The 14,784-nt window shown below is 51.5% G+C and carries 16 protein-coding genes and 1 other annotated feature (1 of these 17 cut by a window edge); of the genes, 15 read left to right on the forward strand and 1 reads right to left on the reverse strand.

Features of this window, described 5'->3' with window-relative positions; genetic code table 11:
- Positions 1 to 52 precede the first annotated feature (52 nt).
- The 8 genes from JSQ80_RS17940 to obgE all read left to right on the forward strand — a co-directional run bounded on the left by JSQ80_RS17940 (position 53) and on the right by obgE (position 6,612).
- Complete coding sequence (locus JSQ80_RS17940) at positions 53 to 967, forward strand: M23 family metallopeptidase (protein WP_206096206.1); 915 nt, start codon at positions 53 to 55, stop codon at positions 965 to 967.
- The gene (locus tag JSQ80_RS17945; protein WP_206096207.1) at positions 960 to 1,835 is read left to right on the forward strand and encodes a M50 family metallopeptidase; all 876 of its coding nucleotides are present in this window, start codon (positions 960 to 962) and stop codon (positions 1,833 to 1,835) included. Before JSQ80_RS17940 ends, JSQ80_RS17945 begins: the two co-directional genes overlap by 8 nt.
- Before the next feature lie 89 nt (positions 1,836 to 1,924).
- A complete protein-coding gene (locus JSQ80_RS17950; protein WP_087436107.1) occupies positions 1,925 to 3,190 on the forward strand; it encodes an Rne/Rng family ribonuclease in 1,266 nt (421 codons plus the stop codon).
- A 56-nt stretch (positions 3,191 to 3,246) separates the two neighbouring features.
- Positions 3,247 to 3,333 (forward strand) — a sequence feature (ribosomal protein L21 leader region).
- 12 nt (positions 3,334 to 3,345) lie between these two features.
- Positions 3,346 to 3,657, forward strand: a complete 312-nt coding sequence (gene rplU, locus JSQ80_RS17955; protein WP_087436108.1) for a 50S ribosomal protein L21 — start codon at positions 3,346 to 3,348, stop codon at positions 3,655 to 3,657.
- Positions 3,658 to 3,668: 11 nt separating this feature from the next.
- Positions 3,669 to 4,013 (forward strand): ribosomal-processing cysteine protease Prp, encoded by a 345-nt coding sequence (locus JSQ80_RS17960; RefSeq protein ID WP_206096208.1) that lies wholly within the window; start codon positions 3,669 to 3,671, stop codon positions 4,011 to 4,013.
- 5 nt (positions 4,014 to 4,018) lie between these two features.
- Positions 4,019 to 4,330 carry a 50S ribosomal protein L27 gene (gene rpmA / locus JSQ80_RS17965; RefSeq protein WP_019422358.1) on the forward strand — a complete coding sequence of 104 codons (312 nt, stop codon included), beginning with the start codon at positions 4,019 to 4,021 and terminating at the stop codon, positions 4,328 to 4,330.
- Positions 4,331 to 4,524: 194 nt separating this feature from the next.
- Entirely contained in the window at positions 4,525 to 5,280 is a 756-nt protein-coding gene (locus tag JSQ80_RS17970) for a Spo0B domain-containing protein (RefSeq protein ID WP_206096209.1), read from the forward strand.
- 12 nt (positions 5,281 to 5,292) lie between these two features.
- A complete protein-coding gene (gene obgE / locus JSQ80_RS17975) occupies positions 5,293 to 6,612 on the forward strand; it encodes a GTPase ObgE (protein ID WP_206096210.1) in 1,320 nt (439 codons plus the stop codon).
- Positions 6,613 to 6,672: 60 nt separating this feature from the next.
- Here the strand turns inward: obgE and JSQ80_RS17980 are convergent, their stop codons facing one another.
- On the reverse strand, positions 6,673 to 7,539 hold the full coding sequence (locus JSQ80_RS17980) for an aldo/keto reductase (RefSeq protein ID WP_206096211.1): 867 nt from the start codon (positions 7,537 to 7,539) through the stop codon (positions 6,673 to 6,675).
- Between the two features lie 536 nt (positions 7,540 to 8,075).
- Here JSQ80_RS17980 and JSQ80_RS17985 point away from each other — a divergent pair.
- The 7 genes from JSQ80_RS17985 to JSQ80_RS18015 form a co-directional block, all read left to right on the forward strand.
- Positions 8,076 to 8,513 carry an ACT domain-containing protein gene (locus JSQ80_RS17985; RefSeq protein WP_087436113.1) on the forward strand — a complete coding sequence of 146 codons (438 nt, stop codon included), beginning with the start codon at positions 8,076 to 8,078 and terminating at the stop codon, positions 8,511 to 8,513.
- A 52-nt stretch (positions 8,514 to 8,565) separates the two neighbouring features.
- Positions 8,566 to 9,852: a homoserine dehydrogenase gene (locus tag JSQ80_RS17990; RefSeq protein WP_206096212.1), complete on the forward strand. Its 1,287-nt coding sequence runs from the start codon at positions 8,566 to 8,568 to the stop codon at positions 9,850 to 9,852.
- A 65-nt stretch (positions 9,853 to 9,917) separates the two neighbouring features.
- Positions 9,918 to 10,985 carry a threonine synthase gene (gene thrC, locus JSQ80_RS17995; protein WP_087436115.1) on the forward strand — a complete coding sequence of 356 codons (1,068 nt, stop codon included), beginning with the start codon at positions 9,918 to 9,920 and terminating at the stop codon, positions 10,983 to 10,985.
- Positions 10,985 to 11,944, forward strand: a complete 960-nt coding sequence (gene thrB, locus JSQ80_RS18000) for a homoserine kinase (protein WP_206096213.1) — start codon at positions 10,985 to 10,987, stop codon at positions 11,942 to 11,944. The genes thrC and thrB overlap by 1 nt, the downstream gene beginning before the upstream one ends.
- 23 nt (positions 11,945 to 11,967) lie before the next feature.
- Entirely contained in the window at positions 11,968 to 12,828 is an 861-nt protein-coding gene (pheA, locus tag JSQ80_RS18005) for a prephenate dehydratase (protein WP_206096214.1), read from the forward strand.
- A gap of 25 nt (positions 12,829 to 12,853) precedes the next feature.
- Positions 12,854 to 13,732 carry a branched-chain-amino-acid transaminase gene (ilvE, locus tag JSQ80_RS18010; protein ID WP_087436118.1) on the forward strand — a complete coding sequence of 293 codons (879 nt, stop codon included), beginning with the start codon at positions 12,854 to 12,856 and terminating at the stop codon, positions 13,730 to 13,732.
- Positions 13,733 to 13,895: 163 nt separating this feature from the next.
- Positions 13,896 to 14,784 carry the 5' portion of a LysM peptidoglycan-binding domain-containing protein gene (locus JSQ80_RS18015; protein WP_206096215.1) on the forward strand. 707 nt of this gene lie beyond the right edge of the window, so only the first 889 of its 1,596 coding nucleotides appear in the window; the start codon lies at positions 13,896 to 13,898; its stop codon lies off the right edge, out of view.

Genomic DNA, 14,784 nt, shown 5'->3' on the forward strand with positions numbered 1-14,784 from the left:
CAAGTTCAACACGGCTGCATGTTGAAATCGGTAATGAAGGGATGAGACAAGCATGACAGAGGACATTCGTCGGCGCAGGCAGGAGCGCATACGAGCAATTATAAACCAGAATAGCCCCCGGGCTAACGCAATGATGGCGATGGAACCGCAGGATGCCACAGACGATAAGCATATTGTTGCATCTGATCATGCATTTCCGCCCGCAGCGGACAGCAGAGAAGAAGGACCATGGAATGATACGGTGGAATCCATTGCGGCATATTCCGCCGATCCGGAACGGATGTGGAAGTCTTCACGGGGCCAATGGCACGAACGCTATGGCTGGGATCGCGAGCCAAATGGAGGATTATGGCGTTCTCTCCGGATAAGGCTGGTGTTGTCGGTGCTGTTGACAGCGGCTGTCTATGGGCTGATGCGGTATCCCGCCGATTGGAATGCTCCCGCCCGGGCGTGGATCGTGCAGGCCTTGACAGAGGAAATGGATATGAAGCCGATTGCTGCGTGGTATAATCGCACGTTCTCCGGCGCGCCATCGTTCATTCCGCGGTTCGCGCAGGGCACTGACACGACGAAGCCGGCGCAGGGCCGAATCTCGCTTATTCCCCCATTGAAAGGACAGATGGTGCAGCCTTTCGCCATGAGTCTGAAAGGAGTGCATATCGCCTCCGACTCGTCGCTGGGCGGAGAAATCGAGGTGCATAGCGCTGCGATCGGCCGGGTAAGGGACATTACACGTCATCCGGAAAAAGGGATAACCGTCATTGTCCAGCATGCGGAAGGTTTGGAGACGGTGTATGGCGGGCTCGCTTCGAGCTCGGTGCAGGTGAACGATTGGGTGGAGGCAGGGGAGGCGATAGGCGTGCTGGCAGATTCCTCCTCCTCAGCCGAACAGCCGAATACCCTTTATTTTTCTATTAAAAAAGAGGGTCAGTATATCGATCCGTCGGATGTGATTTCGTTTGATTAATTGGAGGGGCACCGTCTACAGTCTGCATCCGCTATTCATACTTATGTTGGGTATGGCAGCTCTGACCGGTCATATATTGGAATTGTTAACGTTATTCTCGATTGTGCTCATTCATGAGCTCGGACATGTGGTAGCCGCCCGAATGTTCGGCTGGTCTATTACGGAAGTAAAGCTGCTTCCGTTCGGGGGAGTGGCCGAAACGGAGGATGGATCGCTTGCTCCGGCTTGGCAGGAATGGATCGTGGCCATGGCGGGTCCGCTCCAAAATGGGATCATGATCGCCGCTGCCCTTTTTTTTCAGCATGCGGGATGGTGGAATGATACGTGGACGGAAGACTTCATACGAGCGAACGCATTCATCGGTTTATTTAATTTGCTTCCGATCTTGCCGTTGGATGGGGGACGGATGTTGCAAGCGGCATGCTCGTTCTGGCTCAGCTATCATCGGACGCTTCTGCTGGGCGCGTGGATAAGCCTTGGATGCAGCGTGCTGATGGCAATATTCAGCATCTATCCTTTACTGATGGGAGAACGAATGAATTTGAACGTGTTTGCTCTCTCCCTGTTCCTGATGTGGAGCAATTGGATAGAGCAGAGGAACCTTCCCTACCGCTTTGTGCGCTTTCTGATGCACCGGCCAGTCCGGTTGAGGCAATGGGAGCGGCGTGTGTCCTTGGGACGGCCTATCGTCACTCAATCCGGCCGTCCTTTGTCGATGGTCGTGCGTCTTTTCAGGCGGGATTCGTATCATATTATTTATGTGATGGGTGAGAGCGGCCGTATTCAACGCGTCATCCCGGAGCAGCAGCTAATCGATGCGTTCTTCGACGACCCGACGCCGGGCGACGCGAATATCGGACGGAACTAATTTTTTTGCTCGTTCCATAAACCGACATGTTCACCGCATCCTGCTTCATGTTACAATGGAAGATGACGCGCTGTAGTAGAGGTGAAGCCATGAATCAAATGATTGTTCACTGTGAGGAACAAGTAACGCAAATGGCGTTATTGGAACATGGTCGGCTCGTCGAATTTGCAGTCGAACGCGCCACTGGCACAACGCTTGTAGGCAGCTTTTACAAAGGCCGTGTTGTGAATGTACTTCCGGGGATGCAGGCTGCATTTGTGGACATCGGTCAGAAGAAGAACGCATTTCTTTATGTCGATGATTGTTTGCACCCGCATTTGGAGAAACAACCAAAACAGAAACCTCCGATTACGAGTTTGCTTCGCGTCGGACAAGAGCTTATCGTGCAAGTCATGAAAGAGCCGTTAGGCGGCAAAGGAGCTCGCGTTACGACGCATTATTCTTTGCCCGGTCGATACTCGGTATATATGCCTTTCGCCGATTATATCGGAGTGTCCAAGAAGATTGAGCAGGAAGCGGAACGCACCCGTCTGAAGCAGTTGGCGGACGAGCTTCGCACGAATGAGGAAGGTATGATCATTCGCACAGTCGCTCAAGGAGAAACGTTGGATACGATGGAATCCGATATTCAATCTTTGCGAGAAGCATGGAGGCAGATTGAACGCCGTGCGGAACAGGTGGAAGCGCCTGCTCTTCTGCACCACGATTTGAACATGGTGGAACGGTTGGTTCGAGATGCGTTTTCCCGTGATATTGGCCAGCTTCTTATTGACGATGTACGGCAAGCGAAGCGAGTACTTACGTTTATTCGTTCATTCGCACCGGATTTGGAGCATCGGGTTCACATCTATAAGGATGCCGAACCGTTGTTCAAACGATACCGGATCGACGAACATTTGGACAAAGCGATGCAGCGCAAGACTTGGCTGGAGAGCGGCGGCTATCTAGTCTGGGATCAGACGGAAGCGTTGACGGTTATCGATGTGAATACGGGCAAATATACGGGGACAAGCGATCTTGAAGAGACGGTATACTTAACCAATATGGAAGCGGCGGAAGAAATTGCGCGTCTTATCCGTCTACGGGATATCGGAGGCATCGTCATTGTCGATTTTATTGACATGGACACGGAAGAGCATCGTGAGCGTGTAGTCGAGCGGCTAGAGCAAATGATGAAGAAGGATCGAACGAAATGTTTGGTCGTCGGATGGACGAAGCTCGGTTTGCTGGAATTGACTCGCAAAAAAGTGCGTGAGCAAGTAATGAATCGACTATTTCAGACTTGTCCCACTTGTAATGGAGCCGGCTTGGTGTCGGCAGTCGTCCCACATCGTGAAACGGAAATTATGCGTTGATTTATTGTAAGGGATGTGTTAGAATCTACAGGTATGTGTCTAGTCTAGTCGCTGCACACATGCTGTAACCGCACCGAACGGGTTGGCAAGCGTAATGCTTTATGAAGCGTTACCACCTGATTTAGGCGAGTCTGAGACATGAGGAGGTGCACACAATGTTCGCAATTATCGAGACGGGTGGCAAGCAGTACAAAGTTCAAGCAGGCGATGTATTGTACATCGAGAAGCTGAACGCTGCTGAAGGCGAGAGCGTGACGTTCGACCGTGTATTGGCTGTATCCAATGACAACGGTTTGGTCACAGGTACTCCGGTTGTATCCGGCGCTGCCGTAACGGCGAAAGTAGAAAAGCATGGAAAAGGCGAGAAAGTTGTCGTCTATAAGTACAAAGCGAAAAAGAACTATCGTCGTAAACAAGGTCATCGTCAACCATATACAAAAGTGACGATCGAAAGCATTAAGGCGTAAGAGGTGCCGTGATGATTCGCATTAGCATTCGACGGAAGTCAGACCGCTCAATCGAGAGCTTCTCGATTGAAGGGCATGCGAATTACGCTCCCTACGGGGAAGACACCGTATGTGCGGGTGTCTCCGCTGTGTCGGTGGGCGCGGTGAACGCCATAGAAGCATTGACCGGCATTGAACTGAAGTGCAAGATGAAGGATGGCTTCTTAAGCGGATTCGTGCCGCTTATTGAGCAGCAAGACATTGAAACGAAAGTTCAACTGCTATTGGAGTCGATGATCGTCAGTTTGCGTACGATCGAAGCTTCATACGGTTCGTATCTTCAAATAAAAGAACAAATGATTGAGCAAAGGAGGTAGACCATATGTTAAAACTGAACCTTCAGTTGTTCGCATCGAAAAAAGGGGTAGGTTCCACTAAGAACGGTCGTGATAGTATCTCGAAACGTCTTGGTGTGAAACGTGCCGACGGCCAAACGGTAACGGCTGGCAGCATCCTGGTGCGTCAACGCGGCACGAAAGTTCATCCGGGCAACAACGTTGGCATCGGTAAAGATGACACGCTGTTTGCGAAAGTGGAAGGCGTCGTGAAGTTCGAACGTTGGGGTCGCGACCGCAAAAAAGTGAGCGTCTACCCGGCTGATGTTGCACCAGTTGCAGCAGCTGTGGAGAAGTAAGACGACATGAGGAACCCTCGGCTTGAGCCGAGGGTTTTTTTTAACTATAACGCTCGATTTTTGATAACACGGCCTCGACGGGACCAGAATCGTTTCACTTTTCTTGGACGTGCGAATCATCTCCATGATATACTGAACTTTGGGATGTTTGCACATAATTTGGAAACATGGAAACGTTAACGGGGAGCGAAACCATGAAGAGGATACGCTTAGGATTGGGATGTTGTGCGGCAGTAGCGTTGGGTAGTGCCACGCTCATCATTGTCAGGGATCTCACCTGGGGATGGCGTGCGGTGTGTCTCATCTTTTTAACCGTCAGCTTCATTTCCGGAGCCGCTATTCTTGTGCAGGAGCAGTCAAGACAGCGGCGGCGTATGCTGCAATCGCAACAATGGTCGGCGATAGAACTGATGAATCACCAGCGTCACGACTGGATGAATGATCTTCAGCTGTTGTACGGTTATGTCCGTTTGAAGAAATACGATAAATTACCGGAATGCGTGGAAACAATAAAAGCAAGGATGTCAGAGGAAAGCCGGATTTCGAAATTGGGCATACCGGAACTGGTCATGTTTCTCATGCAGCAACGCACTTCAGGAGGTACGATGCCGCTTGACGTGATCATTCCCGAGCCCGTGGAACTCGACCGATTGAACTTGGAAGTAGACACGACCCGCTTGGCGGATGTGGTCATGGAGACGGTGCAGACGATCCGTTTCGCGCCGAAGGCGCAGATGGACGCCTTCAGTCCGCTGCAGCTTGCATTCGTGCGAGAACCGAACTGTCTAGTTATCCGTTATCGATACGAGGGGAAACTGCTTCGGCCGGGCGAAGTGGCCGCACAGCTTAGTCGGATTGCTTCGGAACGCGGCGTGCGGCTGGAGCAGTTGTCGGGTAAACAAAACAATGAGCACGATGCATTCCATATCATCGTGCCATGCAGCGCGTAATGAGGTGACAGCATGTTTGTAGATAAAACGAAGATTTATGTGAAAGGCGGCGACGGCGGTGACGGTATTGTCTCGTTTCGCCGTGAGAAATATGTGCCGATGGGAGGTCCGGCCGGCGGCGATGGCGGCCGGGGCGGCAACGTCATTTTTCGTGTTGACGAAGGCTTGCGCACGTTGGTGGACTTCCGTTATCAGAAGCATTTTAAAGCTCCGCGGGGAGACAAAGGCCGCAACAAGAGCCAGCACGGAGCGAATGCGGAAGATATGATCGTCCGTGTGCCGCCGGGGACGGTCGTAGTTGATGACGATACGCAGGAGATCGTTGCCGATTTGACGCGGCAAGGTCAGGAAGTCATCATTGCGAAGGGAGGCCGGGGCGGACGCGGGAATATCCGCTTTGCGACAGCTGCCAACCCGGCTCCTGAGCTGGCGGAGCATGGGGAAGAAGGCGAAGAGCGCTGGGTCGTGCTTGAGCTGAAAGTAATGGCGGATGTAGGGCTTGTCGGCTTTCCGAGCGTCGGCAAATCAACGCTGCTGTCTGTCGTATCTTCCGCCAAGCCGAAGATTGGCGCTTACCACTTCACGACGATTACTCCGAATCTTGGCGTCGTGGAGGTTGGAGACGGCCGCAGCTTCGTCATGGCTGATCTGCCGGGTCTTATCGAAGGCGCTCATACCGGCATCGGGCTTGGACATGAGTTCCTGCGTCACGTGGAACGCACCCGAATCATTGTCCATGTCGTGGACATGGCCGGGACGGAAGGCCGAGATCCGTTCGAAGACTGGGTGAAGATTAACGAAGAGCTGGAGCTGTACAACGAGAAGCTGGCGGAACGACCGCAGATTGTAGCGGCGAACAAGATGGATATGCCGGAGGCGGAAGAGCAACTGGCCATCTTCAAGGAGAAAGTACGTGACAAGACCAGCCGGGACATCGATGTCGTCCCGATATCTTCCTTGACCAAAATGGGTGTGCAAGAGCTGTTGTATAAAGCGATGGACATGCTGGAGCAGCTTCCGGAAACGCCTGAAGTCGAAGAAGTGGCTGAGGTTGAGGAGCGGAAAATTTATCGGTTCGACAAAAAAGCACAATCACAGTCGGAATTCACCATTCGCCGCGAGAACGAGATGTTTGTCGTTGAGAGTGAAGCGATTGAAGGGATGCTGAAACGATTGCAAATGAATTCGCACGATGCCATTTTGAAGTTTGCTCGCACGCTGCGCAAGATGGGCGTGGACGAAGAACTTCGCAAACGCGGGGCAACGGATGGAACGATTATCCGCATAGGCGAGTTCGAATTTGAATTCGTAGAAGGCAGCAGCTACTATTAATATAAACGCAGCAAAGCGGAAGACCGCATGACCAGTTATGGGCATGCGGTCTTTTGTCTATTATGACTGAATTGCGTCGGAGGCGACGCAGGCGTTCAGCTTCGCCAGGTCGTCCGCCGCAAGCGTAAGCTGAGCGGCTGCGGCACTGTCGCGGACCGACTCCGGTCTTGTTGCTCCCGGTATCGGTATGAGCTGCGGCGACAGGGCCATCATCCACGCAAGCGCGATCTGGAGGACGCTTGCTTCATATTGCCGGGAGAGCTCTTGCAGCAGCGGCTGCTCCTTCAGTCTGGCTGCTTGGCCAGGACCGCCGTTCGGACTGTAAGCGACAAAGCTGATATGGTGAGCGGCGCAATAGTCCAGCACATCCATCGAACGCCGGTCAAAGAAATGGAACCGATTCTGAACGGCGGCGACGCCTGCCATTTGGAGTGCAATGCCGCACTGAGCCGCTGAGACGTTGGACAAGCCAAGATGTTCAATTTTGCCTTCCGCTTGCAGTCTGGTCAACTCTCCGAAAGATTCTTCAAAGGGGACTTCAGGATCGGGAGCATGCAGGTAATATAACGGATGAACTTCTCTTTGCAATACGGTTAAGCTGCGCTCGCATGCTTCCCGCAGCGCTTGCGGGCGGCCGGAATAAGTCCAATCTCCGCCAGGCCTTGCCAGCCCTCCCTTCGTCGCGATGATGCAATTCCGATCGGCTGGAATGGCATCCAGGAACAAGCGCTCGTTATGCCCAAGGTCATGTTCGTCCAAGCTGTATGTATTTGCGGTATCGAAGAACGTTATCCCGCTTTCCAGAGCGGCCCGGATCGCAGCTTCCGCTTGTGAACGCTCGGGCCTTCCTTGAACGGACAGCGGAGCGCCGCCGAATCCGAGGGCAGACACAAGCAGCGAAGTGGACCCCAAGGGTTTCATTTGCATAATATAGCATCCCCTTTCTAAAATTATGAATGAATTCAACAGAAGGAAATGAAACGGTCCTGCTTTATCCTGGCGTTATTCCATTGTACGCGGCTTAATCGGGAAAGTTCCATCTGCTGGAAGTTGCTTCATGCATCGCACATGCGACTGCTGCCCCTAAAAAGCCTTGATTCATGGACACTTTCCAACAGAACGATTCATTTCAGGTGGGAAGGGCAATTGACCGTACATTTTCAATTCAATTTGAAGCTCGGCTTTAGTTCGGGAACACGCCCTCGTTGAATGGTTCACACATTTATTTAGACAACTTGTTTGGAAAATGCTTGGGTTGCGTCCACGATCGTGTATAATAGATCCAATTTAACTACTTACATAGTGCCGAGAGACTCTCGCCTAGAACTTACACTTGTAGAGGTTGTGCAAAAGCCCGCTTTTGTACAAACACTTTTGGCGGATTGCCTATTGCCAATACGCATACAAATCCGCTATAATGTCCTCTATAAGAAAACAAAAGTCTTTTTATGGAGGACTATCAAATGTCAGAACGATACTACTTGGTACGAGAGGACATTTTACCGGAAGCGGTTGTCAAGACTGTGAAGGCAAAGCAATTGCTCGCTACGGGTGAAGTGAAGACAGTGCATGAAGCGGCTGAGCGCGTTGAGCTAAGCCGCAGCGCTTTTTATAAGTATAAGGACGGCATCTTTCCTTTAAATCAGCTGGAGCGTGAACGAATCGTAACGATATCTATGGATTTGGAGCATCGTTCGGGAATTTTGTCCAAGGTGCTTGGTGCTGTGGCGTCATTTGAAGGCAACGTGCTGACCATCAATCAGACGATTCCGCTGCAGGGAATGGCGAATGTTGTCATTTCCGTAGAAACGTCGCTTATCGCAGAGCCATTCGGCGAAATGCTGGACTCGCTGCGCGACATTCCCGGCGTGAAGCGGGTTTCGGTTATTGGACAAGGGTAGTGTTTAAGCTTTTCAGATATAGATTCCGTTGAAAAGAAGGGGAGAAACAGTGATGAAGCCAATTAAAGTCGGATTATTGGGTTTGGGAACGGTAGGAACCGGGGTTGTACGTATTGTGGAGGGGCACCAAGACGATCTGTCGAGCCAGGTGGGATCGCCGATTCGAATTGAAAAGGTGCTCGTCAAAGATTTGCAGAAGGCGCGCAATGTTGCTATTCCGGAAGAGATGCTGACCGAAGAGGCCGGTGACATTATTCACAACCCAGATATCGATGTAGTCGTTGAAGTGATGGGCGGCATCGAGCCGACCAAGCAATATATAATGGACGCGTTGGAACAAGGCAAGCATGTCGTCACGGCCAACAAAGACTTGATGGCGGTCCATGGCCGCGAGATTATGGCGAAGGCGAAGGAGAAGCGCTGCGATGTATTTTATGAGGCAAGTGTTGCCGGAGGCATCCCTATCATTCGCACGTTGATGGAAGGTTTCTCTTCCGACCGTATTAAGAAAATAATGGGTATCGTGAACGGAACGACAAATTTTATACTGACCAAGATGAGCCAAGAGGGGGCAGGCTACGGAGAGGTATTGAAGGAAGCGCAAGCTCTTGGCTATGCGGAGTCTGATCCGACCTCAGATGTGGAAGGTCTCGACGCGGCACGCAAGATGGCGATATTGGCAACGCTCGGCTTCCATTCGGATGTTGCTTTGGAAGATGTGGATGTGCGCGGCATTTCCCAGATTAAGAAGGAGGATATTGCATTTGCGAAGCGTCTTGGCTATGAAATGAAGCTCATCGGCATTGCAGAACGCCAAGATGACCAGATCAGCGTCGTTGTGCAGCCGACGATGGTTAGCACTTCGCATCCGCTCGCTGCGGTGAACGGCGTGTTCAATGCCGTGTATGTATACGGAGAGGCTGTAGGCGAGACGATGTTCTACGGACCGGGCGCCGGCGAAATGCCAACCGCGACATCGGTCGTTGCCGACTTAGTCGCTGTCATCAAAAATATGAAGCTGGGTGTTAACGGTCAGCGTGCGCTTACGCCATATAAAGAGAAAAAGCTGAAAACCGACGATCAAATCGCATATAAAAATTTCATCTTGCTGCATGTTGAAGATAAAGCAGGCGTGCTTGCGCAGATTACGCAAGTGTTTGCGGAATATGAAGTGAGCTTGGATTCTGTCGTTCAGCAGCCGAATCCGCACAACCCGGATGCAGAAATTATCATTGTTACACATCAAGCGAGCCAGGCGAGCATGAAGAAAGTGTATAAGCATTTCGACAATCTTGATGTCATCAAATCGATCAAGAGCGCTTATCGAGTGGAAGGCTAGGCTGAGCCACAAGGCAGGCTTCGGCAAAACGTTAGTTATTTTACATCTGAAGAGGGGATATGTGGATGAGATACATGGGACTGCTTGAAACGTACAAATCATATTTGCCGGTGAACGATAATACGCCGCTGCTCACGCTGCACGAAGGCAACACGCCGCTTGTTCGGGCAGAGCGACTGTCCAAAGAGCTCGGCTTGGATTTATATTTGAAATATGAAGGTTTGAACCCGACGGGCTCGTTCAAGGATCGGGGCATGGTAATGGCTGTCGCGAAAGCGATGGAAGAAGGCAGCCGCACGATTATGTGCGCTTCGACGGGCAATACGTCGGCGGCAGCGGCAGCGTATGCTGCGCGCGGCGGATTGAACTGCATCGTGCTGATTCCGAACAACAATATCGCGCTTGGCAAGCTTGCGCAGGCGATGATTTACGGCGCGAAAGTCATTGCCATCGAAGGCAACTTCGATCGCGCGCTTGAAATCGTGCGGGAGATTACGGCGAAGCATCCGATTACGCTTGTGAACTCGGTTAATCCGTACCGTATTGAAGGGCAGAAGACAGCTGCCTTCGAAGTATGTGACCAATTGGGCAAGGCTCCGGATGTGCTTGCGATTCCGGTCGGCAATGCAGGGAATATTTCGGCGTATTGGAAAGGCTTCAAAGAGTACCATGCCGCGGGCAAGAGCAACCAGCTGCCGAAGATGATCGGCTTCGAAGCGGAAGGCGCGATGGCTATCGTCAAAGGCGAACCGATTCGCGAACCCGAAACGATCGCAACGGCAATTCGGATCGGCAATCCGGCAAGCTGGAAGACGGCGGTAGAAGCGGCTGATCAATCGAACGGCCAGATCAACTATGTTACCGACGAACAGATTCTTGAGGCATACCAGCTGTTGGCGGCGAATGAAGGCGTATTTTGCGAACCGGCTTCGGCCGCTTCGGTTGCGGGTGTCATCAAGCTTCAACGTGAAGGCTATTTTTCTGGTGGGGAAGCGGTCGTATGCGTGCTGACGGGGCACGGATTGAAGGATCCGAATATCGCCATCAACACGGCAGCAACCGAGCCGCTCGTTGTCAATGATTCGGAAGAGGCGGTTATGGAAGCGATTCGACAGCTAGAGGGTGAGCAATAATGTGGCAACAAGACGGCGTGCTCGTGCGTGTGCCTGCCAGTACCGCCAATCTCGGTCCAGGCTTTGATACGCTCGGCATGGCACTTCATTTGCATTTATGGATTGCGATGAAGCCGGCAGAGACAACGGTCATCCGGCTTCATGGCAGCGAGCTGGCGGGGATACCAACCGATGAGAGCAATCTAATCTATCGGATTGCTCATTCGGTATTCCGCGCAGCCGGCGTCGAAGGCCGCCCGCTAGAAATGGATGTATATAGCGAAATCCCTCTGACGCGCGGTCTTGGCAGCAGCGCATCCGCCATAATCGGCGGACTCTATGCCGCGAACGCGCTGATTGGCCATCCATTGTCCCAAGAGCAGCTGTTCAACATGGCAACCTTAATTGAACGCCACCCGGACAATGTCGGAGCTTCGCTATTCGGCGGCATCATTGCAGCGGCTTGGGATGGGGAACAAACGGAACATATCCGGATTGAGCCTCATGGTGACTTAAGCACGGTGGTGGCCATTCCGCAGTTCCAATTGGAAACGAAGATGGCGCGCAACGTTTTGCCTGCTCATGTGAGTTTGGCAGATGCGGTGTTTAATATTAGCCGTTCGTCCTTGTTGGTCGCCGCGCTGTGCAGCGGTCAATTGCATGTAATTGCGACGGCGATGCGTGATCGCCTGCATCAGCCCTATCGAGCATCATTGATTCCAGGCATGCCTCGTATATTGGATGAGGCGCCGGGGCACGGTGCGCTTGGCGTTGCGCTTAGCGGCGCCGGACCTACATTGCTTGCGTTTACGGACAAGCGCCGTTCGAACGCTTCGCTTGTTTCTTATATGAAAGAAACGTTTCTTGCACACGGTGTGGAGGCAACGGTCATGGAGATTGAGATTAGCCGCGAGGGTGCCGTGTGCTGTGGAACGTGGGACGGGATTTCTTCCGTTCTGGCTGCACGTATAAATTTATAGTCAACAGAAGGAGTTAAACGCTCATGGCGCGAATAGCATTATTGCCTGAAGGATCGGTGTCACATGAAGCTGCGGTATATTTAGTCGGTGAAGAGAACTGTTTTATGCACCATAAGCTAATATCGGATGTGTTTTTATCGACGGTGCGCGGGGATTCGGATTACAGTGTCATCCCGATCGAGAACACGATCGAAGGATCTGTCAATTTACATATGGACTGGATTGTTCATGAGATAGATCTCCCTTTTCAGGTGGAATGGGTATATCCATCGATACAAAATGTGATCGGCCGTCGTGATGAAGTGCAAGGTGACTGGTCCCGGGTATGCAAAGTGATGTCGCATCCCGTAGCGATGGCGCAATGCATGCAGTTCATTCGAGCCAACCTTCCTCATGCGGAATTGGAACACGTCAACAGCACGTCCGAGGCGGTTCACCGTGTGAAGGAGAATCCGGGCCAAGGGTGGGTCGCCATCGGGACGGCGCTGGGCGCACGCACGCACGGATTGGATGTATTGGCTCCGCAAGTAACGGATCATCAGAACAATTTCACTCGATTTGTTCTTATCGGAAAAGAACCGATTGCGTTGCCCCAATCTTCCTCCTCGAAGACAACGATTCTCGTAACGTTGCCGGAAGATTATCCAGGAGCGCTCCATCAGGTGCTTTCAGCGTTCGCGTGGCGCCGAATCAACCTTTCCCGGATTGAATCTCGGCCGACGAAGCGCCGGCTTGGGAACTATTATTTTTATATCGATATCGAAATGGCGATGGACACGGTGCTTCTGCCCGCGGCATTGGAGGAGATTGAAGCGATCGGCTGTCAAGTTCGAATATTAGGCTCTTATCCGAGTTATACTTTTCACCATGCTGTGACAGAATAACGCTACCATTTGGAGGTGCTGTACGATGACGCAATGCATTTATTTAGACGGTGAGTTTGTAACGAAAGAAAATGCGAAGGTTTCGGTGTACGATCACGGCTTTTTGTATGGTGACGGTATTTTTGAGGGAATTCGCATTTACGGCGGCAACATTTTTAAGTGTAAGGAGCATCTGGAGCGCCTATATGATTCGGCAAAGTCGATTATGCTGAATATTCCGTTGTCCATTGGTGAGATGCAGGAAGTATTGGTCGAAACCATTCGCAAAAACGAGCTGCAGGATGGCTATATCCGTCTGATCGTCTCCCGTGGTCCCGGCAATTTGGGATTGGACCCGCTCCGCTGCCCTAAAGCGAGCGTCATCATTATAGTGGAGCAATTGGCTATCTATTCGGAAGAAGCGTACCGCAACGGTTTGCGCACGGTGTCGGTAGCGGAACGCCGCAATATCCCGGACGCTTTGAATCCGAAGATTAAGTCGCTCAACTATTTGAACAACATTTTGGTCAAAATTAAAGCAAACTTGGCTGAAGTCGGCGAAGCAATTATGCTGAACGCGCAAGGGTATGTAACGGAAGGATCGGGCGACAACATTTTTCTGGTGAAAAAAGGAGTTGTCTACACGCCTCCGTGCTACTTGGGCGCACTGGAAGGCATTACACGGGGAGCTATTATCGAGCTGTGCCAGAAGCTTGGGCTGACCTTGAAAGAAGAACCGTTTTCGCTGCATGACATTTATGTTGCTGACGAAGTGTTCTTTACGGGCACGGCAGCTGAGGTTATTGCCGTACGCGAAGTGGACGGCCGAACGATCGGTTCTGGTCAAGCCGGACCGGTAACGCTGAGCCTGTTGGATAATTTCCGTAAAATCGTGACGGAAGACGGCGTTAAAGTATACGAATAGCGGCTGTTTTATATTCAAATGGCCAGTCCTCCCTAATTTAGGGAGGATTTTTTTGCGTTAAGGGATGTCAAATGCCCAATCCCTGCATAGGATGTATTAATTGATTTTCCGGGCGATTGTCCCGAGATGAAGAGGATGATGAACGTTTGGGAGGTTACAACACGTGAAAATTCACATCGTGAAAAAAGGCGATTCATTGTACTCATTGTCCAAAAAGTACGATGTATCCCTCGAGAAGCTGATTGAAATGAATCCCCAATTGAAGGACCCTAATGAATTGGATGTCGGCATGAAGATTAAAGTTCCGTCTTCAAAGTATCCGCAGAGCGGGCATGAAATTATTCATAAACATGTTGTCAAGGATGGGGATACGCTGTGGAAATTGTCTAAAGCTTGGGGCATCCCACTGCAGACCATGATAGACGCCAATCCGCAGCTTAAGAATCCGAATGTTTTAGTCATCGGTCAAGTCATCAATATTCCTAAAGTTCATGCCGGAATGACAATGCCTTCTGCCGGGGCTGCGCACCCTGACGGCAAAGCGGATTTGACCAAACCTAAAGCCGAGCTTACCAAACCAAAAGCGGAAATCACCAAGCCTAAAGCTGAACTTACGAAGCCGATTGCAGTTCCGGAGAAGGAAGCAGAGTGCATTTACGAAATTGAAAAGGTCGAAGTCGTTAAGCCACCAGCACCGCATGTTCCACCCAAAACTGAAGTGCCGGCTCCGCCTGTAGCACCTCCTATTCCCACTTACGTTGCTCCTTCGACCCAAGTCCAACAGCCGAGCTTCCCGCCAATACCTGTACTTCCACCGCCAATTTATCAAATGCCGGCTCCGCCTAAGCCGTATGTCCCGATGCTGCCATATCCTGAGATGAAGCCATGTGAATGCGAAAAGCCTCATCATGATTTGTTCGCGCAATACGCCATGCCTGCTACCGAAGCGATGTCTCCGATGCCTCCGATGCCGATGCAACATGCGTATCCCGACTGTGTGCCATACGCAACGATGCCGATGCATTATCCGCAAGCTGAATGCATCGATGCTT

The sequence above is a fragment of the Paenibacillus apiarius genome, from assembly GCF_017052585.1.
In the GTDB taxonomy this organism is placed as follows: domain Bacteria; phylum Bacillota; class Bacilli; order Paenibacillales; family Paenibacillaceae; genus Paenibacillus_B; species Paenibacillus_B apiarius.

What these genes read in the sequence shown, in the direction of transcription:
- JSQ80_RS17940 (WP_206096206.1), top strand. Translation starts at nt 53, where the DNA reads ATGACAGAGGACATTCGTCGGCGCAGGCAGGAGCGCATACGAGCAATT.
- JSQ80_RS17950 (WP_087436107.1), top strand. Translation starts at nt 1,925, where the DNA reads ATGAATCAAATGATTGTTCACTGTGAGGAACAAGTAACGCAAATGGCG.
- rplU (WP_087436108.1), top strand. Translation starts at nt 3,346, where the DNA reads ATGTTCGCAATTATCGAGACGGGTGGCAAGCAGTACAAAGTTCAAGCA.
- JSQ80_RS17960 (WP_206096208.1), top strand. Translation starts at nt 3,669, where the DNA reads ATGATTCGCATTAGCATTCGACGGAAGTCAGACCGCTCAATCGAGAGC.
- rpmA (WP_019422358.1), top strand. Translation starts at nt 4,019, where the DNA reads ATGTTAAAACTGAACCTTCAGTTGTTCGCATCGAAAAAAGGGGTAGGT.
- JSQ80_RS17970 (WP_206096209.1), top strand. Translation starts at nt 4,525, where the DNA reads ATGAAGAGGATACGCTTAGGATTGGGATGTTGTGCGGCAGTAGCGTTG.
- obgE (WP_206096210.1), top strand. Translation starts at nt 5,293, where the DNA reads ATGTTTGTAGATAAAACGAAGATTTATGTGAAAGGCGGCGACGGCGGT.
- JSQ80_RS17980 (WP_206096211.1), bottom strand. Translation starts at nt 7,539, where the DNA reads ATGCAAATGAAACCCTTGGGGTCCACTTCGCTGCTTGTGTCTGCCCTC.
- JSQ80_RS17985 (WP_087436113.1), top strand. Translation starts at nt 8,076, where the DNA reads ATGTCAGAACGATACTACTTGGTACGAGAGGACATTTTACCGGAAGCG.
- JSQ80_RS17990 (WP_206096212.1), top strand. Translation starts at nt 8,566, where the DNA reads ATGAAGCCAATTAAAGTCGGATTATTGGGTTTGGGAACGGTAGGAACC.
- thrC (WP_087436115.1), top strand. Translation starts at nt 9,918, where the DNA reads ATGAGATACATGGGACTGCTTGAAACGTACAAATCATATTTGCCGGTG.
- thrB (WP_206096213.1), top strand. Translation starts at nt 10,985, where the DNA reads ATGTGGCAACAAGACGGCGTGCTCGTGCGTGTGCCTGCCAGTACCGCC.
- pheA (WP_206096214.1), top strand. Translation starts at nt 11,968, where the DNA reads ATGGCGCGAATAGCATTATTGCCTGAAGGATCGGTGTCACATGAAGCT.
- ilvE (WP_087436118.1), top strand. Translation starts at nt 12,854, where the DNA reads ATGACGCAATGCATTTATTTAGACGGTGAGTTTGTAACGAAAGAAAAT.